The sequence below is a fragment of the Brevibacterium sp. MGP-B1 genome (genome assembly GCF_057766545.1).
The window spans coordinates 244999-267026 of sequence record NZ_CM173407.1 but is presented as its reverse complement, the minus strand read 5'-3'; the positions used below and the strand labels follow the sequence as shown (position 1 = coordinate 267026).

20 protein-coding genes, 1 tRNA gene and 1 riboswitch are annotated in these 22028 nt (G+C 65.4%); of the genes, 11 read left to right on the top strand and 10 right to left on the bottom strand.

Annotated features, from left to right (window positions below; all coding sequences use genetic code 11):
• Positions 1-58: 58 nt before the first annotated feature.
• From AC3CD9_RS01160 to AC3CD9_RS01135, 6 genes are all read left to right on the top strand, one after another.
• Positions 59-1471 carry an amidase gene (locus tag AC3CD9_RS01160; protein ID WP_488365930.1) on the top strand — a complete coding sequence of 471 codons (1413 nt, stop codon included), beginning with the start codon at positions 59-61 and terminating at the stop codon, positions 1469-1471.
• 22 nt (positions 1472-1493) lie between these two features.
• Entirely contained in the window at positions 1494-2333 is an 840-nt protein-coding gene (locus AC3CD9_RS01155) for a helix-turn-helix domain-containing protein (RefSeq protein WP_488365929.1), read from the top strand.
• 139 nt (positions 2334-2472) lie between these two features.
• Entirely contained in the window at positions 2473-3501 is a 1029-nt protein-coding gene (locus AC3CD9_RS01150; RefSeq protein WP_488365928.1) for an iron-siderophore ABC transporter substrate-binding protein, read from the top strand.
• A 12-nt stretch (positions 3502-3513) separates the two neighbouring features.
• Positions 3514-4554: a FecCD family ABC transporter permease gene (locus AC3CD9_RS01145; RefSeq protein WP_488365927.1), complete on the top strand. Its 1041-nt coding sequence runs from the start codon at positions 3514-3516 to the stop codon at positions 4552-4554.
• Positions 4551-5597, top strand: coding sequence for a FecCD family ABC transporter permease (locus AC3CD9_RS01140; protein WP_488365926.1), 1047 nt, complete (start codon positions 4551-4553; stop codon positions 5595-5597). The genes AC3CD9_RS01145 and AC3CD9_RS01140 overlap by 4 nt, the downstream gene beginning before the upstream one ends.
• Positions 5594-6397, top strand: coding sequence for an ABC transporter ATP-binding protein (locus AC3CD9_RS01135; RefSeq protein ID WP_488365925.1), 804 nt, complete (start codon positions 5594-5596; stop codon positions 6395-6397). The genes AC3CD9_RS01140 and AC3CD9_RS01135 overlap by 4 nt, the downstream gene beginning before the upstream one ends.
• Positions 6398-6409: 12 nt before the next feature.
• Here AC3CD9_RS01135 and AC3CD9_RS01130 read toward each other — a convergent pair whose 3' ends face one another.
• From AC3CD9_RS01130 to AC3CD9_RS01115, 4 genes are all read right to left on the bottom strand, one after another.
• Positions 6410-7075: a DNA alkylation repair protein gene (locus AC3CD9_RS01130; protein WP_488365924.1), complete on the bottom strand. Its 666-nt coding sequence runs from the start codon at positions 7073-7075 to the stop codon at positions 6410-6412.
• 15 nt (positions 7076-7090) lie between these two features.
• A complete protein-coding gene (locus tag AC3CD9_RS01125; RefSeq protein ID WP_488365923.1) occupies positions 7091-8161 on the bottom strand; it encodes an FUSC family protein in 1071 nt (356 codons plus the stop codon).
• A 196-nt stretch (positions 8162-8357) separates the two neighbouring features.
• Positions 8358-9557 (bottom strand): RNA polymerase sigma factor, encoded by a 1200-nt coding sequence (locus AC3CD9_RS01120; RefSeq protein WP_488365922.1) that lies wholly within the window; start codon positions 9555-9557, stop codon positions 8358-8360.
• 24 nt (positions 9558-9581) lie between these two features.
• Positions 9582-9989 carry a YciI family protein gene (locus tag AC3CD9_RS01115; RefSeq protein WP_488365921.1) on the bottom strand — a complete coding sequence of 136 codons (408 nt, stop codon included), beginning with the start codon at positions 9987-9989 and terminating at the stop codon, positions 9582-9584.
• 275 nt (positions 9990-10264) lie between these two features.
• Here AC3CD9_RS01115 and AC3CD9_RS01110 point away from each other — a divergent pair, with 275 nt between their 5' ends.
• The 4 genes from AC3CD9_RS01110 to AC3CD9_RS01095 all read left to right on the top strand — a co-directional run bounded on the left by AC3CD9_RS01110 (position 10265) and on the right by AC3CD9_RS01095 (position 14499).
• Positions 10265-10957: a hypothetical protein gene (locus AC3CD9_RS01110; RefSeq protein ID WP_488365920.1), complete on the top strand. Its 693-nt coding sequence runs from the start codon at positions 10265-10267 to the stop codon at positions 10955-10957.
• Positions 10958-11211: 254 nt separating this feature from the next.
• Positions 11212-12171, top strand: coding sequence for an NADP-dependent oxidoreductase (locus AC3CD9_RS01105; protein WP_488365919.1), 960 nt, complete (start codon positions 11212-11214; stop codon positions 12169-12171).
• Between the two features lie 95 nt (positions 12172-12266).
• Positions 12267-12800: a type 1 glutamine amidotransferase domain-containing protein gene (locus AC3CD9_RS01100; RefSeq protein ID WP_488365918.1), complete on the top strand. Its 534-nt coding sequence runs from the start codon at positions 12267-12269 to the stop codon at positions 12798-12800.
• 124 nt (positions 12801-12924) lie between these two features.
• A complete protein-coding gene (locus AC3CD9_RS01095; RefSeq protein WP_488365917.1) occupies positions 12925-14499 on the top strand; it encodes a SpoIID/LytB domain-containing protein in 1575 nt (524 codons plus the stop codon).
• Positions 14500-14518: 19 nt separating this feature from the next.
• Here the strand turns inward: AC3CD9_RS01095 and sfnG are convergent, their stop codons facing one another.
• From sfnG to AC3CD9_RS01080, 3 genes are all read right to left on the bottom strand, one after another.
• The gene (gene sfnG, locus AC3CD9_RS01090; RefSeq protein ID WP_488365916.1) at positions 14519-15667 is read right to left on the bottom strand and encodes a dimethylsulfone monooxygenase SfnG; all 1149 of its coding nucleotides are present in this window, start codon (positions 15665-15667) and stop codon (positions 14519-14521) included.
• A gap of 10 nt (positions 15668-15677) precedes the next feature.
• Positions 15678-15797: riboswitch (SAM riboswitch) on the bottom strand.
• Between the two features lie 360 nt (positions 15798-16157).
• Positions 16158-16245: transfer RNA gene (locus AC3CD9_RS01085), tRNA-Ser, on the bottom strand.
• Positions 16246-16383: 138 nt separating this feature from the next.
• Positions 16384-17283, bottom strand: coding sequence for a helix-turn-helix transcriptional regulator (locus AC3CD9_RS01080; protein ID WP_488365915.1), 900 nt, complete (start codon positions 17281-17283; stop codon positions 16384-16386).
• Positions 17284-17404: 121 nt separating this feature from the next.
• Here AC3CD9_RS01080 and AC3CD9_RS01075 point away from each other — a divergent pair, with 121 nt between their 5' ends.
• A complete protein-coding gene (locus tag AC3CD9_RS01075) occupies positions 17405-18901 on the top strand; it encodes an MFS transporter (RefSeq protein WP_488365914.1) in 1497 nt (498 codons plus the stop codon).
• Here the strand turns inward: AC3CD9_RS01075 and AC3CD9_RS01070 are convergent.
• The 3 genes from AC3CD9_RS01070 to AC3CD9_RS01060 are packed head-to-tail and all read right to left on the bottom strand — an operon-like array spanning position 18879 to position 21954.
• Positions 18879-20078, bottom strand: a complete 1200-nt coding sequence (locus tag AC3CD9_RS01070) for an ABC transporter permease (RefSeq protein WP_488365913.1) — start codon at positions 20076-20078, stop codon at positions 18879-18881. The two genes, AC3CD9_RS01075 and AC3CD9_RS01070, sit on opposite strands and share 23 nt — an antisense overlap.
• Positions 20075-20824 (bottom strand): ABC transporter ATP-binding protein, encoded by a 750-nt coding sequence (locus AC3CD9_RS01065; RefSeq protein ID WP_488365912.1) that lies wholly within the window; start codon positions 20822-20824, stop codon positions 20075-20077. Before AC3CD9_RS01065 ends, AC3CD9_RS01070 begins: the two co-directional genes overlap by 4 nt.
• On the bottom strand, positions 20821-21954 hold the full coding sequence (locus AC3CD9_RS01060) for an efflux RND transporter periplasmic adaptor subunit (RefSeq protein ID WP_488365911.1): 1134 nt from the start codon (positions 21952-21954) through the stop codon (positions 20821-20823). The genes AC3CD9_RS01065 and AC3CD9_RS01060 overlap by 4 nt, the downstream gene beginning before the upstream one ends.
• Between the last annotated feature and the right edge of the window lie 74 nt (positions 21955-22028).

Here is a 22028-nt window from a genome sequence, read left to right as displayed (position 1 = left end):
CTGTTCCCCCTGGTGAGAAGATCGACTAGGGTAATGGAAACCGATGCAGGGAGGCATGATGACCACACCGACGAGCACCGAGATCCCGTTCCTCGAGCTCCACGAAGTCTCGACACTCATCCGAACCAGGCAGCTGTCCTCGCGTGAGGTCACCGAAGCGATGCTCGAACGCATCGACAGCCTCGAGCCCCGACTGCAGGCCTTCGCCACGGTCATGGCCGAATCGGCCCTCGCTGAGGCCGACCGCGCCGATTGCCTCCTGGACCGCGGAAACTGGCTCGGCGATCTGCACGGAGTCCCCGTGGCGGTAAAGGATCTTGCGAACACCCACGACGCACCGACCGGTGCGGGCACCACGATCCATGCGAACTTCCGCCCAGATTTCGATGCCACCGTCGTCGCTCGACTGCGAACCGCCGGAGCCGTCATCCTCGGCAAACTGCGTCTGACCGAGGGGGCGTTCACCGGTCACCATCCCGACCTGCCGACCCCGGTCAACCCGTGGGATGCCGACACCTGGTCGGGAGTCTCCTCCTCAGGGTCCGGTGTGGCCACTGCGGCCGGGCTCTGCTTCGCCTCGCTCGGCTCGGACACCGGCGGATCGATCCGCCTTCCGTCCTCGGCCAATGGCGTCACGGGACTCAAACCGACCTGGGGCCGAGTCTCCCGCCACGGCATCTTCGCACTCGCTCCCAGCCTCGATCACATCGGGCCGATGACCCGCAGCTCCCGTGATGCCGCGATCGTGCTGCGGGCCATCGCCGGCCGCGATCCGGCCGATCCCACCTCGTCGCTCGAACCGGTACCGGACTACCTGCAGAGGTTGCGCGTCGACGGAGCCCCTGTCGTCGGTTTCGACCGCAAGCTGGCCGAAGAGCACTTCGACGCTGCGACGAATGAGATGCTCGAGGACACCATCGAGACGGTGACCGACCTGGGCTGGCGGGTGCTCGAGGTCGAGACTCCCGGTTTTGAGGCCGCGGCCAAGGAATGGACGGCTCTGTGCGGGGTCGAGACCGCCGGTGTCCATTCGGAGACGTATCCGGCCCGGGCGGACGAATACGGTCCCGACCTGTCCGGTCTCATCGAGATCGGGCGCGGACTCTCCGCCGTCGACTACCATCGGCTGCTCGAATCGCGGAGAGACTTCACCGGCCGTATGCGCACTCTCATGGCCGATATCGATCTGCTCCTGCTGCCGGGAATCGGCGTCGGCTCACCGACGATAGCGCAGATGGCGAACCTGGGTTCCGACCAGAAGCTGTTCGCTGCGGTGACCGTACCGACGGCACCGATCGACAACTGCGGAATGCCGTCGATCACTCTGCCCGCAGGGTTCACCGACCGGGGCACTCCTCTGGCAGCACAGTTCGTCGGCGGTGACTTCACCGAACCCTTGGTGCTGGCCGCCGGTCATGCCTTCCAGCAGGTCACGGACTACCACACCCGTCACCCGGAGATCGCCGGATGAGGAGTCCACGTATCCTGAATCAGTGACCTCCACGATCAAGCAGTTTCACTCCCGGAACTCGGCCTCGAGTTATGTGGCCGAACGCCGCCTGCCCAGCTATTCAGCGGGACAGGTGTGTCTGCCGATGCAGATCCTCGGCTCCGCGGAGACCATGGAGCACGAGACCTATTGGGCCGAACACTCCCATCCCACACATGAGCTTCTGTGGCGAGACGATGGTGTGGGGACAGTGACGATCGGCACTCGAACCTGGACGATCACGCCGCCTCTGGGGATGTGGGTCCCTGCCGGGGTTCTGCATTCCGGGTGGACACCCGCCGGAGTGGTGGTCAAAGCAGCACAGTTCGATGTCGACGATCCGCCGATGGGCAATGCGCCGACCACTGTGAGAATCCACCCGCTGCTGCGCCTTCTGCTCTCACGGCTGCAGACCCTCGAGCCCCGAACCGATTCCTATGCACTGACCGAGGCGATGATCCTCGATGTCCTGTCCCCCGCCGAACACGAGGTCATCGTCCACCGACCGACTGCCGAGCTGCTGACCCCGATCGTCGAGACCGTCTTCACTGACCCCAGCGATCAGACGACACTTCAGGAATGGGCGACGCGCCTGGGAACCAGTCCGCGCACCATCACCCGCGCATTCACCGCGGAGACCGGCTTGGGGTTCAATCGGTGGGTGACGACGGCCCGCATCCACTGCGCGATCACCCTGATCGGACTCGGCTGCGAGATCCCTGACGCCGCCGCAGACGTGGGCTACGCCTCGGCGAGCGCATTCACCACAGCGTGCCGACGGATCACAGGGACGACACCAGCGAATCTCCGAGCAGAGACTCCACGGTCACACTTGTCCGTTTGACGCAATCGAGTGTCACAATTGCTCGATTGCGCCGAACCGCCTCCTCGGATACTTTGATTAGGCACACCTATGTATTGATTAGGCAAACCTACTTCTGGACCTTTCAGGGTGTGCCCCACACACCTTTCGAAAGGAAGAAATGAACCGCCCATCCCGTGCCTTCGCTCTGCCTGTGGCCATTTCGGCAGCACTCGTGCTCTCCGCCTGTTCATCCTCCGGAACCTCCGCTGATGCCGAAGCCGGTGACGGTGACTGGACGCCTGTGACCATCGAACACGCCCTCGGCACGACAAAGATCGAGTCGAAGCCCGAACGGGTCGCCACCGTCAACTGGGCCAACCATGAAGTGCCCCTGGCACTCGGCGTCGTGCCTGTCGGTATGGCCAGCGCCGACTTCGGTGATGATGACGGCAACGGCGTTCTCCCCTGGGTCGAAGACAAGCTCGACGAGCTGGACGCGGAGACGCCGACCCTGTTCGACGAGACCGACGGCATCGACTTCGAAGCCGTCGCGGACACCCAGCCCGACGTCATCCTCGCCGGATATTCCGGTCTGAGCCAGGAAGACTACGACACGTTGTCGGAGATCGCACCGGTCGTCGCCTACCCGGAGACCGCATGGGGCACTCCATGGCGAGAGATGATCGAGATCAACAGCGAAGCGATCGGTATGAAGAACGAGGGTGAGGAACTCATCGCCGACCTCGAGTCGGAGATCGACTCAGCAGTCTCCGAGCATCCAGCGATCAAGGACAAATCGACGATGTTCCTCACTCACGTCGATCCATCCGATCTGTCAGAGGTCAACTTCTACACCACGCACGACACCCGTGCGATGTTCTTCGAGGATCTCGGCATGAAGGCTCCCGCCAGCATTGCGAAGGCCTCGGAGGAGACCGACCAGTTCTCCTCGCAGGTCAGCGCCGAACAAGCCGATGTCTTCGATGACGTCGACGTCATCGTCACCTATGGCGACGACAAGCTCGTCAAGACCTTGGAAGATGATGAGCTTCTGTCCCAGATGCCTGCGGTGAAGAACGATGCGATCGTCAACCTGCCGGGCGACCAGCCCTTGGGCACCGCCGCCAACCCGACTCCGCTGTCGATCTCGTACATCCTCGACGACTACCTCGACGAGCTCGACGAGGCCGCCTCGAATCAGAAATAGGCCGCCATCTCGATGACAGCCACGTCGACTGCAGTATCGACCGCTGCCAGGCTGCGGCGGTCGACTCGCGTCCGCTTCCTGTGGATGCTCACCGCGCTCGCACTCGTCGTCGTCCTCATGATCGCCTCGACGATGATCGGCTCCCGCAATGTCGGCCTCGAAGACGTGTGGGCCGCCTACGGCGGATCGGCGACCGGCTTCGACCAGGCTGCGGTGGCCAAGCGCATACCCCGCACCCTGCTCGCCGTCTGCGTCGGCGCGGCTCTCGGCGTCTCCGGAGCCGTCATGCAGGGTGTGACACGCAATCCTCTGGCCGACCCTGGCATCCTCGGTGTCAATACCGGGGCGTCCTTGGCCGTGGTCATCGGCATCGCCTTCTTCGGCATATCCAGTGCTGAGGGCTATATCTGGTTCGCCATCGCCGGGGCGGCGGTCACCGCTGTGTTCGTCTACGCCATCGGCTCCCTCGGTCGGCAGGGGGCGACCCCGCTCAAGCTCGCTCTGGCCGGAGCCGCCACCGCAGCTGCCCTGTCCTCTTTCATCTCCGCTGTAGTCCTCCCTCGCGGTGACATCTCCGATCTCGCACGGAATTGGCAGATCGGTGGGGTCGGCGGAGTCACCATGGATTCCGTCCTGCTCATCGTGCCCTTCCTCATCGGCGGCTTCTTCGTCAGCGTCTGGTGTGGTCCGGGGCTCAACGCTCTCGCCCTCGGCGACGAGCTCGCGGCGGGTCTCGGTCAGCATGTGGGACTCACCCGAGCCCTGTCCGCGGCCGGGGCCGTCGTCCTCTGCGGAGCCGCCACCGCCGTGGCCGGACCCATCGGCTTCCTCGGACTCGTCATCCCCCATGCCTGCCGACTGCTCATCGGCCTCGACCACCGGTGGCTGCTCCCGTTCTCGGCAGTCACCGGCGCCGGGCTGCTGACTACCTCCGACATCCTCGGACGCATCGTCGCCCGACCGGCCGAACTTGACGTCGGCATCCTCACCGCGCTCATCGGCGCTCCGTTCTTCATCGCCATCGTCCGCCGGCAGAAGGTCCGATCCCTGTGAGTATCACACCACTGACCCCCACTGCCGAGGCGGTCGTCAGCCTGCGCAGGGCGCGGTCGAGGCACTGGACGAGCATCGTCGTGATCCTCTCCGTGCTCATCGTCGCGACCTTCCTGGCCAGCCTCATGGTCGGGCAGACCTTCTATTCCTTCGACAAGGTCGTCCGTGTCGTCGCCGGCGAACAGGTCCCCGGGGCGTCCTTCACCGTCGGTCGTCTCCGTCTGCCCCGTGCCGTGATGGCGCTGGCCGTGGGACTGAGCTTCGGTCTCGGCGGAGTCACGTTCCAGACGATGCTGCGCAATCCCCTGGCCAGTCCCGACATCATCGGCATCAGCTCGGGAGCATCGGCGGCCGCGGTGTTCGCGATCATCACCCTCGGCCTCGGCACCACCGGCGTCTCGATCTTCGCCATCGTCGCCGGCCTCGCAGTGGCGCTGCTCATCTATCTGCTCGCATACAAGAACGGGGCCGCGGGAATCCGCCTCATACTCGTCGGCATCGGCATCTCCTCGATGCTGACGGCCCTGATCAATTGGGAGCTGACGCGGGCGTCCCAATGGGACCTCCAAGAGGCGCTGCGCTGGTTGGCCGGCAGCCTCAACGGTGCGAACTGGGAGTCCGTGATTCCGGTGCTCATCGCGCTCGTCATCCTGGCCCCGCTGCTCCTCGGCCAGTCGAAGAACCTCTCAATCACGCAGCTCGGCGACGACACCGCCGAGGCTCTCGGCGTGCGTGTGTCCCGCACCCGTCTCCTCGTCATCGTCACCGCCGTCGGACTCATCGCCTTCGCCACCGCTGCGGCCGGTCCGGTGGCCTTCGTCGCCTTCCTCTCCGGACCGATCGCCGCCCGACTCATCGGGCCGGGTTCCTCACTCCTCATACCGGCGGGACTCGTCGGGGCACTCCTCGTCCTCGTCGCCGATCTCATCGGTCAGTTCGCCCTCGGCACTCGGTATCCGGTCGGTGTCATCACCGGTGTGCTCGGCGCCCCGTACCTCATCTACCTCATCATCAGAATCAACCGTTCGGGAGGTTCCCTGTGACCACGGACCATTCGCTTGCGGCCGAGGGTCTGCATCTGTCCTACGGGGACGCCGATATCATCTCCGGCCTCAGCCTCACCCTGCCGTCCGGGGACATCACGGGCATCGTCGGGGCCAATGCCTGCGGCAAGTCCACGCTGCTGAAATCGATGTCTCGGCTGCTGACCCCGCGTGCGGGGCAGGTTGTCCTCGACGGTCGGCACGTGCATGCGATGCCGGCCAAGCAGCTCGCCCGCATCCTCGGCCTGCTCCCTCAGACTCCGATCGCCCCGGAGGGCATCACGGTCGCCGACCTCGTCGGACGAGGTCGCCATCCGCATCAGGGAGCTTTCTCCCGCTGGAGTGCCGCCGATGACCTCGCAGTCGCCGAGGCCCTGGACACCACCGGCACCGCGGAGCTCGCCGACCGGCCCGTGGACGAGCTCTCCGGAGGTCAGCGACAGCGTGTGTGGATCGCGATGGCCCTTGCCCAGCAGACCGACATCCTGCTCCTCGACGAACCGACGACTTTCCTCGACGTCAACCATCAGGTCGAAGTCCTCGACCTGCTCACCGAGCTCAATCAGCGCTCCGGAGTGACGATCGTCATGGTCCTCCACGACCTCAACCTCGCCGCCCGCTACTGCGATCGGCTCGTCATGCTCTCGGGCGGCACCATCCATGCCCAGGGCACGCCTGCCGAGGTTCTCACCGAGGACAACGTCCATCATGTCTTCGGACTGGAGAACCGGATCATCGAAGACCCCGTGTCCGGCCAGCCGCTCATGCTCCCGATCGGGCGTCACCGCACGCTGGGCTGACTCGCCGACGGCTCAGTCCGCTGACTTCCGAGCCACCATCTCCGTGATCCACGTCGGGGCGAAAGGCGAGGTGCAGCCGGGCGAAGTCGGGTAGTCGCGGAGCACGCCGAGGCGCTCACCGATGTCGATGGCACGTTTCCGCAGGTCCGGGTTCTCGATGCCGATATAGGACAGCGTCTCGTTCATCGCCCACTGCAGGCGCTCCGGGGCCTCGGCCATCTCGGCCTCGATCACGTCCAGCAGACCGGTCAGGTCGAGGCCTTCGGGTTTCCGGTTCACCCGTTCGCTCGTCAGCGCCCATCCTGCGGAGGCGACGACGGGATCCGGATCGTCCATCCACGACCGGCGGAGCGCCTCGGCGTGGGGTGATTTCTTGACGATATAGCTGACCAACCAGCCGTGGACCTTCGGGACTCGGGAGTCACGCAGCATCTCATCGAGCTGTGCTTCGCTCCAGGCCTTCGGACGCATGATGAGAATCGCGACGAGGCGGGCCGCAGTGTCTCCGGAGTCCCACAGTTCGGCGGCGAGTTCGTCGTTCTTCTTCAGGTCCTTCGCCACGGCGCGCAGCTTCGTCAGGTTGACCGCGTGGTCGTCGCCGTAACGGGCGTTGACGGCGCGGATCTTCTCGTCCTCGAGCGAGGCCAGCGTGGCGAGCACCTCGGTGCTGGTGGTCATGGTGTCCTCCTAGGATCAGTCATCCTCATCGGCATGCGGGGAGGCATCGATTTCGGCGCGCGTCCTCTTCGCACTGCTGAAGCCGACGAGGACGACGAGCATGCCGACGACGGCGCCGATGACGGTTTCGATGGCCCGCGAGGCCAACAGCTCCGGAACCGGGTGCGGGCTGCCGATCTGGGTCATGAGCAGGGCCAACGGGGTGATGAAGAGCAGAGCCACCGAGTAGTTGCGCAGGACGAAGATCTCGGCGAGGAACTGCAGCAGGATCACCCACACCACCAGCTGCCACGCCTCGGTGGGGAACGACAGCAGGAACGCTGTGACGATCACGCCCAGCAGGGTTCCGACCACCCGGTGGACGCCGCGCTTGAGACGGGCCGAACGACCGGGCGGAGTGATCGGTGCGACCGCCGCGACCATCGCCCAATAGCTGTGGGACAGAAGCGGGAGCACATCGATGAGCAGGGTGCCGAGAACTCCGGCGATGAACGGGGCGATCGTGAACCGGGCGGCGTGGGCGGCCAGATCAGCCTTGCCCACCGGCGACAGCCCTACCCGCACATAGGTCTCCTTCTCCGGAGGCATGCGTTCGCCGGCATAGTGGGCGAGCGCTCCGAGACCGATGCACACCAGCGCCGAGGCGGCCGCCACACCCATCGCCACCGGCACCGATGCGCCGCCCGGAATGGATCCGACGGCTCCCGTGGCGAAGATGAAGAAGATCGACCCGCCGGGTTTGAGCCGGAAGCGCAGGGCGATGGCCGCACCCGCGCCGGACACGAGTGAGGTGATGACGACGAGCACCCAGACCGAAGCTCCGAGGCTGCTGAGCAGGGCGCCGATGCCCACGCAGACGACGAGGACGGCGGCAGCGATCGACTGGCGTCTGGTCCGCGATCGTGGGGACTCGAAGCGCGCGTAGATGCCGGTGAAGGCGCCGAAGGCGGCATAGACGGCGAGGTCGAGGCGGTCGATTACGAGCAGCACGAGGAGCGGGATGGCGACTCCCAGGGCGATGCGGAACGCGGGAATATGGTCGCGTTCGCCCGGTGGGATGCGGAAGAACTCCTGCAGGTGGCTCAAACGGGTTCGGCCTCTTTCGACATCGGGAACGGACCCCGGTGACGGGATCGCTGACATGGGTTGGTGAGCTGAGTGCTCCCTTCGATCGTAGTCCGCCATCGGTGCTGACGAATGTCTTCTGCCGACAGGAGTGATCAACCTCGCTCGCCGAGGCGGCCGAGCGAGACCGTGATCACCGCCGTCACCGGCTTCTCGGTCACGGTCGGTGGCCCTGCCCCGACCGTGCGCGTGCCGCCTGCCGGTTGAGATGATCGCGTTCGGCGAGGTTGCCGGCCCGTTCGGCGGCCCGTGCGTAGAGGACGGCGGCCCGCTGTGACTCCCCTGCCCGTTCGCGCAGGTGCGCTTCGACGGCGAAGTAGCGCGGCAGGCTCTCGTCCAGTCCCCGCAGTTCGGTCAGGCCGGCCGCAGGGCCGTCGGCCTCCCCGACGGCCACGGCCCGGTTGAGGCGCACGATCGGCGTATCGCGCAGGGCCAGCAGCTCGTCGTACCACTGAACGATCTGCACCCAGTCGGTGTCCTCGACGTTCTGCGCGTCGGCGTGGAGCGCCGCAATGGCCGCCTGTGCCTGATATTGGCCGAATTCGTCCCGGGCGAGAGCGGCCTGCAGGATTTCGATGCCCTCGATGATGAGCCGTCGATCCCACAGGGCGCGGTCCTGATCGGTCAGTGCGATGAGTCGTCCGTCGGGACCGAAACGGGCGTCGCGGCGGGCGTGGTGGAGGAGCATGAGGGCGAGCAGTCCGTCCACCTCGGCGGAGTCGATCATCGCCCGCAGGCTGCGGGTCAGTCGGATCGCCTCGGCGACGAGGTCGACCTTGCCCGAGTGCCCTTCGTTGAACACGAGGTAGAGGGTGGTGAGCACCGAGGACAGGTCGCCGGGCCGGTTGAGTCGGGAGCCTGCGATCGTCGATTTGGCGCGGCTGATGCGCTGGGCCATCGTCGACTCGGGCACCATATAAGCCTCGGCGATCTGCTTCGTAGTCAGTCCGCCCACCGCCCGCAGGGTCAGTGCCACCGCCGAGGCGGGGCTGAGGTCGGGATGGGCGCAGAGGATGTAGAGGTCGAGGGTGTCATCGGCGTTCGGTACGCCGTCGGTTCCGGGTTCGGCCGAGGTCCCGGGTTCGGCGAGGGTGGCGGCCATGACCCGTTCCTCGCGTTTCATCCGCGATCCTTCAGATCGCACAATGTCGAGGAATTTCCTCCACGCCACCGTCACGAGCCAGCCCCGCCGGTCACGGGGCGGGCCGGACGGCCACGATCGCAGGGCTTCGATGAGCGCGTCCTGAACGGCGTCCTCGGCGGTCGCGAAGTCTGCTCCACGACTGACGAGGATGCCGATCACGGCGGGGACGAGCTCACGCAGCTCCGCCTCGGCGAGGGGATCCGGATCGGTCATCGCGGACTCCGTTCGCGTCCCTGATCATTCGTCCACGCTGGGTGCGTGGTCGAGGAAGGGGCGCAGTTCGAGCCATTCGTTGATCGGCTCTCCTCCCTTGCCCGGTGCGGCGGACAGCTCACCGGCGAGTTCGAGAGCCCTGTCGTAGTCCTCGACGTCGATGACCATCCACCCGGCGATGAGGTCCTTCGTCTCCGGGAAGGGGCCGTCGGTGACCGGAGGCTTGCCCGGTCCGCCGGATCGGACGAAGGTGCCCTCGGGCGAGAGCGCCTGGGAGTCGACGAATTCGCCGGAGTCCTTGAGTCTATCGGCGAAGGCGTTCATGTACGCCATATGCGCGTCGACCTCGTCGGGACTCCACTGATCCATCGGGGTGTAGTTCATGAGGTCACTCGACATCCGATAGTGCTTGAGCATGAGGTACTTGGCCATGATGGTCTCCTTGTCTCGTGCCGCTCGCACTGGTTGTGCTCGCTGACATGTCTGGGACGCAGCCGGACTCGTGTTCTCGACATCGGCGGCGAAGATTTCTCGGATCGCTTCGGCGCCGATCGTCGAATACAGTCCCAGAATAGGCCGTTGTGTCCGTCCTGGAACATGCGTCACCGGATCCGAACACGAATCGGCCCAGGTCACGGCTCCGCGCTGAGAGGCTTGTCTTGTACGAAACACCGACAGCTTTTTCCACACGAGACCAGGAGCAGATCATGAAGGCACAGACACTTCTCAAGACCATCACCGTTGCCGGAGCTCTCGCCGCGACCCTGACGCTCTCGGCCTGCGATATGAACATCACCTTCGGCCCAGAAGGCCAGGGGCAGGAACAGGGCCAGGAGCAGGACGGCCAGCAGGCGCAGGCGCAGGAGACCGCGGACACCGAGACGACCGCCGAAGAACCGGCATCGGATTCGGGCTCCACCTCGGATTCCGCCGGTTCGGGTTCGACCGGCACCACCGACAACGGCACGACGGACAACGGCACCACCGGCAGCGGCGGATCCACGGATTCGTCCAGCGCCTCCTCGGCGAGTGGCTCCTCCACCTCGACCGGATCGTCGTCCTCGAGCGACTCCACCTCGAGCGGATCATCGTCGTCGAGCGGCACGACCGACAACGGCTACCAGGGCCCGCGGATCGGCGAAGACGGAGTCGAACTCGACGCCGACGGCAACGGCAAGATCCCCGCCGACGTTCTCGAGGCGGACATCAAGAACGCCTACGCCAAGCAGGGCACCACGGTCGACACCGTCGACTGCTACTCCGACCTGCGGATCCTCTCCCACAGAGGCTCGCAGAACTGCACCGTCACCGCTGCCGGCAAGAACCACTACGGCACTGTGAAGATCACCTCGGCGTCGCAGTCCGGCATCGGCTACAGCCTCGAGTTCCCGAACATCTGAGCCGACGGTGTCCGGCCGCCTCATCGGCGCGACCGCCCCGATCCGCTCCCCTCGAGCAGCCGCGATTCGCCTGACGAATTCCGCGCATCCCCACCCGCACTCCCCTGGCCCGCCCCGGCCCGGGGAGTGCGGTCATTCGTGTCGTGGAACAAGTCGGCTTCCAGTGGTGTTGTCGATGATGTGGGCCGCGGAACAGGTCGGGCCCCAACCGATTCGTCAGTCGGACTGATTCGCCCACCGATGAGGAGCAGAGCATGACCAGACGCGTCCAGTACACCGCCAACGGAGACATCGATCAGCTTCACCTCGCCGAGGTGGTCGTCCCCGAGGTCGGCGAAGGCCAGGTCCTCGTCACCGTCCTCTATGCCGGGCTCAATCCCCTGGATTGGAAGATGCTCCAAGGCGGTCGCTTCGGTTCCGTCGAAACTGCCTCCGGCAACGGCGTCGACTTCTCCGGCGTCGTCGCCTCGGTCGGCGAGGGGGTTACGGACTTCGCGCCCGGAGACCTCGTCTACGGCGGGCTGCCGAAGCAGGCGCAGACCGAACAGCTGCTCATCACCGATCCTGCCGACAGGCTCGACAGGATCCCGCGCGGACTCGGCGTCGACACCGCCGGTGGCCTCTACGTCGCCGGGCGCACCGCCGTCGCCGGAATCCGCGCCTTGGGTCTGAGCGAAGGCGACACTCTCTTCGTCTCCGGGGCCTCCGGCGGCGTCGGCATCATCGTCGCCCAGCTCGCCCGCAATCTCGGGGCGAGGGTCATCGGCAGCGCCAGCCAGGGCAATCATGCCCTCTTGGAAAGTCTCGGGATCGAACCCGTCACCTATGGTGAGGGCCTGTGGGGCCGGGTCAGTGAGCTCGCCCCGAACGGGATCCAGGCCGCGTATTCGACGCAGGGCGAGGACGAGATCACGGGCATGATCGACCTCGGCATCCCAACTGGACGCATCGTCTCGATCGGCGCTGGCCCCACGGTCGACGAGAAGTACGGGGTGAGCATCGACGGCGAAGCCAAGGCCCACCGTGATGACATGGTCTGGCTGGGCCAGGCCATCGCCTACGGCCATATCCACGTCCCGATCGCCCGGGTCTTCGACGCCGAAGAGGTCCACGACGCCTACCGGCATCTGCTCACCGCCCACCCGGCGGGCAAGGTGCTGCTGCGCTTCCCCGCGAAGCCGCTGACCGACGATCAGCGAGCCCATCTGACCTGAGACGCCGCCCCAGGTTCTGCGGCAGCTCAATTCCCACAACAGACAGTTATCACGACAGACAGCATTTCCACAACACAAAGAAAAGGAGCACCATCATGGCTATCATCGATAAGAAGGTCGCATTCCTCCTCACCCGCGGCGTCGAGCAGATCGAACTCACCAGTCCCCGCACCGCTCTCGACGAGGCCGGAGCGACGACCGTCATCGTCTCCCCGTCCGAGGGAACGCTGCAGGCGATGGAAGGCGATTGGGAGCATGCCGAGACCTTCGACGTCGACGTTCCCGTCGCCGAGGCCTCGGTCGATGACTTCGACGCCCTCGTCCTGCCCGGCGGCACCCTCAACGCCGATGCCCTGCGTCTGAATGAGGACGCCGTCAACCTCGTCAAGGCGTTCTTCGCCGCCGACAAACCGGTCGCCGCGATCTGCCATGCCCCGTGGATCCTCGCCGAGGCGGGAGTGGCGAAGGGACGGAAGCTGACGTCGTTCATCTCGACGAAGACCGATCTCATCAACGCCGGAGCCGACTGGGCCGACACCGAGGTGGTCGTCGACGGCAACCTCATCACCTCCCGCAACCCCGGCGACCTCGACGCCTTCAACAAGGCGATCGCTGACAAGCTGAGCTGAGCTGGAACGATGCCTCTTTCGCCGAGGCGGAACCACCTCGGCGACGAACTCCCCGGAACGATCGTTCCGGGGAGTTCGTCTGTTCGTCACCTGGGGTCTTGACAGCCGCGCTTATGATCTACTCATGCCAGCTTCCCCGTTCGTCAAGGCGACGACTCCTGCCCTCGCGGCACTGCTCATCGGGTTCCTTCTCATTCTCTGCTCCACACCGCCTCCGGCACATGCCGCCTATGCGACCTCGGGCGCGATCGGGACGATGCACAGATCGCTCGGCGGGAATTCCGGCAAGCTCGGCCCAGCGGTCGGCCCGCAGCGGTGCACGCTGATCCACCAGGGCTGCTATCAGTCGTTCAAACACGGCAGCATCCATTGGACGAAGGCCACCGGTGCCCATGCGATCCTGGGTGCGATCCGCACTGCGTGGAAGAAGTCCGGGTGGGAACGCGGTCCGCTCGGCTATCCGACGAGCAATGAGTACCGGTCCGGGTCCGAGACTCGGCAGAAGTTCCAGAACGGCATGATCGTGTGGACGGCGAAGTCCGGAACGAAGGTGACGCTGACGAAGGCGCCGTCGTCGTTCACGATCAAAGGGTCGGGGTTCGGCCATGGGGTCGGGATGAGCCAGTACGGAGCGCGCGGAATGGCGGCGGCCGGAAAGTCGTCGACGCAGATCCTGCAGCACTACTACACCGGGGCCAAGGTCACGACGATGTCGAAGGACGCCGACGCCAGTCTCAGGGTGCAGCTGCTGACCGGGAAGAAGTCCGTGACGGTCACCCCGCGGTCCGGGCGCCTGCGGGTCAAGGTCGGGGCGAAGACCATCGAATCGGGCTCGAAGGTCACGATCGAACGGACATCGTCCGGTTCGGTCAAGGCGACCGTCGGGTCGAAGAGCTATTCGGGATCGAAGCTCACCCTCGAATGGCAGGGCACCCGATATTGGAAGAGTTCGTCGGCGACGACGGTGTCGGTCAGCGGTGCCCAGAACGGGGCGACCGGCACCTACCGACACGGACGGCTCGAGATCGGTCAGCTGAAGAGCTCGCTCAACGTCATCAACGTGCTGGGTCTCAACAAGGAGTATCTGCCGGGCATCGCCGAGATGCCGGCGTCGTGGCAGTCCGAAGCCCTGCGCAGTCAGGCCATCGCCTCCCGCACCTATGCGTACCGCAATCTCGGTGCGGTGAAGCCGGCCTGCGGGTGCAACGTCTATGACGAGGTGGCCTCGCAGCGTTTCCTCGGGTGGACTCATGAGAATGCAGGCGATTCCGGTCCGTGGCGCAAGGCCGTGGCCGCGACACAGACCACGAGCGGGTCGACGGTGAAGTCGGCGCGCCTCATCACCTACAAGGGCGGGCTCATCGATGCTGTCTACTCGTCGTCGGCGGGGTCGAAGACGCATTCGGCTGCCGAGGTGTGGGGGTCGGCCGTGCCGTACCTGGTCTCGGTCGATGACTCTCCGTCGAAGTATGCCTCTGCGCAGAACCCGAACGCCTCGTGGTCGGTGACGGCTAAGCAGGCCGACATGGCACGGGCGTTCGGGCTGGCAGACGTCCGGTCTGTGACGGTGGCGAAGACCGGCTCAGGTCTGGTGAAGACGGTGAAAGCCACCTCGGTGAAGGGGAAGTCCGCGAGCCTCACCGGCGATCAGCTGCGGACGAAGCTGAAGCTCAAGTCCGCGTCATTCAGCGTGGCCTGAGGGAAACTCGCCTCCAGGATCACACTCCGGCAGGGGTGAGCAGTCCCCTGTTGACGAGTTCGGCTTCCTTCTCGCGCACGATCGGGATGACGGTCTTGCCGAACGCTTCGAGTTCCTCCTGGAAGTGGAGGAAGCCGGTGAGGATGAGGTCGACGCCGATCTTCTTGTATTCGATGATGCGGTCGGCGACCTGTTCGGGAGTGCCGATGAGCTGGGTGCGGAAGCCGTCGTTGTACTGGACGAGGTCTTCGAAGCTCGAATCCGCCCACATGCCCTTCTTATCGTGAGTCGAGGCTCCGGCCTGCTGGACGGACTTGCGGAATCCTTCGACGGCGCCTTCATCGGCTTTGGCGATGATCTCACGCAGCTGTTCGCGGGCTTCGGCCTCGGTGTCGCGGACGATGGCGAACCCGTTGAGCCCGAAACGGACCTTCCGATTGTGCGCTCGGGCCACCTCGGTGACGTCGTCGTACTGTTCGCGGAAGCCGTCGAAGTCCTTGCCGTTGGAGAAATACCAGTCGGCGTGCTTGCCGCCGTTGATGCGGGCGGCCGAGGAGTTTCCGCCTTGGAAGATCTCCGGGTGGGGGCGGCCCTCGACCGGGTAGGGGCCGGGGCGGAGGGTGAAGTCGTCGACGGTGTAGAAATTGCCGCGGTACTCGACGTTCTCCTCGGTGAAGAGCTTGCGGACGACATCCATGAACTCGGCGGACCGGCGGTAGCGTTCGCCGTGTTCGAGCCACGGCAGGCCGAGGCGGGTGTATTCGTCCTTGAACCAGCCGGAGACCACGTTGATGGCGGCCCGGCCCTTCGTGAACTGGTCGGCGGTGAGGATGAACTTCGCGAGCACGGCCGGTTCCCAGATGCCCGGGTGGATGGCGGCGATGACCTTGAGCTTCTCGGTGGCCAGGGCGAGCGCGAGTGACGTGGAGGTCGATTCGTGCTGCTGGGCCGCGCCGTAGCTGGAGAGGTAGCGGACCTGGCTGAGCGCGTATTCGTAGCCGACTGCCTCGGCGGTCTGGGCGAGCCTGACGTTGTAGTCGTAGCCCCAGTCGGTGCGCTGTTCGATGTTCGACACGACCAGGCCGCCGGAGACGTTGGGCACCCAGTAGGCGAATTTCAGGTCTTCGGGTTCGCCGGTAGAGATCGGGTTGGCGTGGAGGTTCGTCATTGTGTGTCCCTTCCCATCGAAACTGGCATGAGCACCGTGTCCGCGGGTCGTGCGCTGCGCGATCTGTCCGCGCCGGACCGGTTGCTGCGACGTCATCGGGCCAGTTCCCTTCAGTCGCTCGTGATGTGTGCAGGTGTGCAATATCTTGTGTGCAGGTGTGCCGTGCCAGACTACTGAGACGCAGACCACATACGGCGGGCAGACTTCGCGGGCTGACGCATGCCGTCACAATGACGCACTTCGCCATGAACCGTCATGCGATTTGCGTTCCCACGGCGGTCGTCCGCTGCAACTCGCTCCGCATCCCTCACCTTTGGCGGCACACCACCTCGTTGCACCGGTGCGTTGAGCCAGGACCGACGAGGGATGCGAAAGCGCCGGTAGGAGATGACACGGCCGGTGGTGGATGCCGCGACCGACCGGCGCGGGACCCGCAGCCGGTGAATCGACGAAGTCCCGGCCCGCAGAAACTGCGAGACCGGGACTTCCGTGGCGGAGGATAGGGGATTCGAACCCCTGAGGGCGTTAACCCAACCCGCGTTCCAGGCGAGCGCCATAGGCCACTAGGCGAATCCTCCGCGAATCAGCTTATCCGAGTCATGACGACAATGCGAAATCGCGGTGGCCGAGTGTGAAGCATCCCACTTCCCGCAGGTGAACAGGCAGCATCGACCCCGACCGCGAACACGCGACCTCGTCACCCGACGGCACGCGGATCAATCGGCGACGGCTCGGAGATGCCGTTCTGCCGACGGCTGCGCCCCGTCCTCCCGTCTGCGCTCGATGCTGCCGTCATTGATCCAGCCGTGCAGCGTCTCCAAGCGGGACCGCGTCACCGTGTCCACCGGCTGATAGGCCGAGAGCGTCAGCCGCTGGTTCTCCTGCGCGATGAGCGTCGTCATCGTCAGCTTGAGCGTGCCCACATACGGGTTCTCAATAGTCTTGCCCCGACCGACAGATCGACCGACCGATCCCGAATCCCACAGGCGGCAGAATTCCGGATTCCTGCGCAGCCGCGTCAGCAGCGGCGACCACTCGGGATCGTCGATCGACTCCGCGTACGAGGCACGCAGCTTCGCCACGACCTGCGCCCGGTGACCGTCGTCGGAGTGGAAGGTCCGCGCCCATTCCGGACTCTCGAAGGACTGGATCGCGCAGTTCCGGTCGGCTGGGGCGAGTGCTTCGAGGTCGGAGGCGAGATACCGTTCGACGGAGTTGAAGGCGAGGATCGTATACCGCGGGTCAGTGACCATCGCCGGCAGCGGCAGCAGTTCGTCGAGCAAGGTGCGCATCTGCTCTCCCACCGCCGAGTCCCCCGGGTTCGCGACCCGATCCGGATATCCGCCCAGCAGGAAGAGATGGGCACGCTCCTCACGGTCGAGCAGGAGCGCCTCGGCGATGGATTCGAGGACCGACTCCGAGGGGTGGACCTCGCGCCCCTGCTCTAGCCAGGTGTACCAACTGGTGCCGATGTTCGCGAGCACAGCGACCTCTTCGCGCCGCAGTCCCGGCACCCTCCGCCGGGTGCCCGACGCAAGACCGACCTCGCAGGGTCGCACCCGGTTGCGTCGCGAACGCAGGAATCGTCCGAGCTCTTCGGTTCTCACTTGTGCCATGCCTCCATTGTCCGTCCGACGCTCACGCCGTTCCACCCCGTCACCGCACTCAGCCTGGTGGTGCGACCAACACCATCAGCACGCCCTCCCACTTCCCCGCGGCCCATCGCAGACTGGACCCATGAGAGATTCCCACACGCAGACACCATCGACCTCCGCCGAGGCGGTTCCGACCTCGGCCGTCACCGAGGCGGCTCCCGGTCACGCACCCAACGTCGACCCCGACCCCACCGCAGGCCATCCTGCCCCGGCGCTCTGGCCGCTCCACCTCGGTGCGTTCCTCGCGACGTTCATGTTCTCCGTCTCGAACGTCGCAATCCCCGCGGTGAAGGCCGACATCGGTGCTGCTGAGTCGACCTCGGCCCTCATCGTCGGTCTGTTCTCCGCCGCCTTCGCCTCCGGCCTCATCCTCTGCGCTCGCGTCGGGGACCGTTTCGGGCGTCGCCGCCTGTTCATGATCGGCACGGGCGCGCTTGTCATCACCTCAATCGCCGTCGGACTGGCACCCGATCCGCTCTTTCTGCTCGTGGCTCGTGCAACCCAGGGTTCGGCAGCGGCGGTGATGATGCCGCAGATCCTCGCGAGCTTCCAGCATTCGCTGTCCGGGGCCGCACGGTTGAAGGCGATCAGCCTCTTCGGCGCATTCTCCGGAGTCGGCACCGTCGGCGGTCAGGTCCTCGGCGGAGGACTCATCTCCCTCTTCGGCGAGACCTGGGGGTGGCGGGCGGCGTTCCTCAGCTGCGCGGTCGCCGCCGCAGCCGCCTATCTCGGTTCCCTGCGTCTGACCGAATCACGCAGCATCGACCCGGCACCCCTCGACGCCCCCGGCGCGATCCTCCTCGGCGTGGGCATGATGTGCCTCGTCATCGGACTGGCGCTGGGACCGGTAACCGGCTGGCTTCCGCTGCCCGCGATCCTCTTGGCAGCCTGCGCCGCAGCTCTCACCGCGTTCGCGCTCTGGCAGAACCGCGCCGAGGCGGCCGGACGTGACCCCCTCATTCCGCCGCAGGTGGTTCGCATCCCTGCTGCATGGATCGGGATGCTCATGGCCGTCGTGTTCTTCGCCGGCTTCGGCACGTTTCTCTACAACTTCGCGCTCACATCGCAGACCGGCCATGGCGACCCCGCCGCCGTCTCCGGACTCACGCTCGGCCTCTTCGCCGCAGCTTTCCTCATCACCTCGCTCCTCGTCCCCCGGGCCGTCGGTCGACTCGGCGGACCCGGCACGATGGTCCTCGGCACGGCCGTGCAGGCGATCAGCCTTCTCGGGGTGGCTTGGGTGTCGGCGACGGCCCCAGCCACTGAATGGAATCTGTGGTTCCAGCTTCCGGGAGTCGTCCTCGGCGCGGCTCAGGCTCTCCAGTTCGGTCCTCTCGTCGGCACCGTGGTCGGAGCGGTACCCGACCGAGTGGCCGGGCTGAGCGGCGGTCTCATCGCAACGATGCAGCAGGCAGGCATCGCCGTGGGCGTGGCGCTGCTCGGAGCGCTCTTCCATGTCTTCACGCTCAGCCTCGGCTACGACGATGCCTTCGCCGTGGCATGCCTCCTTCAGGTCGGGCTGTGCCTGACCTTCGGAGCTGGCGCTCTGGCACTCCTCAGGCTCGGATCGCGTCGATGATTCGCACCCGAGTGGCGACGACAGCCGGCACCGACCCCGCCAGCGCTCCGGCTCCGACCGAAACGAGCATCCCCACGATCGCGGCAGAGATCGGGACCTGCGGAGTGCTCGCACCGTCGAACATGAACTCAGAGACGAGCGGCGCCTTGAGCACGAGAACGGCGATGAGGACGCCGACGGCGCCTGCGATGGTCGTCGCGACGACGCTCTCCATCATCACGGAGAAGAAGATGCGCCGACTCGTCGCCCCGAAGGATCTGCGGATGCCGATCTCCCTGATCCGCTGTTGGATCGTCACAAGAGAGATGTTGAGCAGGCCGAGCATACCCATGAAGAGAATCAGAATGCTGATGACCAACAGCACGTTCTTCACCGGACCCAGCGTTTCATCGATGTCCGAGGCGAAATCGGTTCTGTCCGCACTGACGTCGAAGCCGGGCAGCTGCCGCCTGAGATCACTCGTCACCTGTTTGCTCAGCTCCTCACCGACTTCGGGCGGCACCCACATCTCGAATTCGGTGACGGCGTAGGCGTCTGCGGCGAACTGCTTCTCCTGCCCGTTGAGGACGTAGATCTCCCCGTACTCCTGGAATTCGGAGGAGGGCATCGAACCGATGACAGTGGCCGTCTTCTTCGGGGAACCGGACAGCTCGATCGTGGCCGGCAGGGAAGTCGGGTCGATGCCGTATTCGCTGAGGAAAGTCTCATCGGCGACGACAGCCGGCGACAGGTTCGCGGCGTCACCGGCGGTGAACCACCTGCCGTGATCGACGGAGAGTCGGCGCATGACGTCGAAATCCGGGTCGACGATGTACATCGAGGCGCTGACGGTGCCAGCCGGTCCCGGCACCGTGGTTTCGGCCTGACCGTAGGCGGAGATGTGGCTGATTCCGAATCGGTCGGCGGTCTCGTCGAGTGCTGACCGGACCTTCTCGACCTCGGATTCGCCCATCTCGGACTCAGTCGGATTGAGGCTCAGTGTGTAGGTCGCGGCTCGACCACCCTGCTGCTCATACGAGTCGGCGAGCCCCTTCTGCATCATGTTCCCGAACCCGACGACGAGGGTCAGTGCACACACTGCCACGCCCACGCCGATCAGGGACATCAGCACGCGCACCTTGTGCACCCTCAGTTCCTGCCAGGCCTCGACGATCGATGCGGCGAATCCTGTGATCATCGGCTCTCACCCGCCAGTGCCTCGGCGGTGGCCCCGTCGAGGACCGGATGGAGACACCCCTGACTGAGCGAGAACTGTTGAGTGGCCATGTTCGCCACCCCGAGATCATGGGTGATCGTGATGAGCGCGGCGCCCGAGTCCTTGGTGATGCCGTCGAGGATCTCCATGACCTGACGCCCCGTCTCAACGTCAAGGGCGCCCGTCGGCTCGTCGGCGAGCACGAGCTTCGGCTCACGCACCAGCGCGCGTGCGATCGCGACTCTCTGCTGCTCACCTCCGGAGAGACGGTTCGGCTTCGCCTCGATCCGGTCGCCGAGGCCGAGGCGCTCGAGCATGGCTTCGGCCGATCTCCGCCGATTGCGGAACTCCCGTCCAGTGGCGTACATCAGCGGGGCTTCGACGTTTTCGACCGCGGTGCGTCCGGGCAGGAGGTTGAACTGCTGGAAGACGAATCCGATGTCCCGTCCTCTGATCGCTGCGGCCCTGTTCCGGGAGATCTTCTGCACGGGCTCACTTGCGAACTCCATGTCCCCGGTCGTCGGCGCGTCGAGGAGTCCGAGGATGTTGAGCAGCGTCGATTTGCCGGTGCCGGAGCGACCGACGATACCGATGTGCTCCCCCACCCCCACCTCGAGGTCGATATCGGCAAGGATCGTGAGCAGCTGATCGTCAGCGATCGGCACCGAGCGCGACACATGCCGCAGCGAGAGCAGAGTCTCTGCCGCCGTCGGCTCCGGGCGGCTCACCAGTCCTCTCCCTCGCCGAACTCGTCATCCATTCCGCCCTCGGAACTCTCATCTTCAGGTTCGGTGCCGGGAACGAATTCATCGATCTCCTCACCTTCTTCCAGGCCCGACTTCACTTCGACCATGGACCCGTCGTTGAGGCCGATCTCGACCTCGCGCTCCTCGGACTTGCCGCCGTCTCCGGTCACCCAGACTGATCCCTTCTCGGTGAGTCCGCGCACCGCGGTCACCGGAACGACGATGACGTCCTTCGCCTCTCCCGCATCGATGGTCATAGTGAGATCGAGGCTGTTGTAGACGGTGACATCGTCGGGGATGGCACAGATCAGCTGCGGACCGTCTCCGGAACCTCCCTCCGAGCCTTCGGCGGCAGAACCGTCGTCACCTGCGCCTTCAGCCCCTGGGTCCTCGGACTCATCCTCACTCGTCGACGACGATCCCGAGGCCGTACCCGGTCCCTGGTCGAGTCTGAGACCCGTGCAGTCGAAGGGCTTCGGGCCTTCGTCGATCGCGATGTTCGCGGTATCCGGAAGCTCCTGCACTCGGTAGAGGTCGGTCGCCTTGATCGGCGCCTTGGCGGTGAAGGTCTTCTTCAGCAGCTCGGTCACCTGAGTGTCGGCAGAGACGGTGTCACCCTGCTCGACGGAGAAATCACCCACCGTGCCGTCTTCCGAGGCGATCACCGAATGATACTTCGGCTTGGCCGGGGTCGATGGGTCATCTCCCGATGCCTCGTCCCCGCCTTCCGAGTCTGCTGTCTCGGCACCGTCGCTGCCGCCGTCCGGTTCCTCGGGCGCCTCCTGCTCACCCTCGCTTCTGACCTGGAACAGCTCCGCGCCTTTGAATACCTCATCACCGGGCTTGACGAAGAGATGGTTGACCACACCGTCGTGGTCGGCTTTGACCGCAGTCGGGGAGTCGACGTTGATGCGTCCCTTGACCTCGATTGTGTTGGAGATGTCGCCGCGTTCGGCGGTGATGGTAGATTCCGCCGGCTCCCCACTGGCACCGACATCGTCGAATTCGTCGTCGGCAGCCGGTTTGAAGGCGATCCACCCGAGGAAAACAGCGATGAGGATGAGGACGAGGAGGAAGGCCAGCGGCAGAACCACTCTGCGGAAAATGTGCATGATTCCTTAGGGATGGGAAACGAGGATGCGTCCACACTATCCAGTGAATGTCCCGGTCAGATGATGTTTTTGTC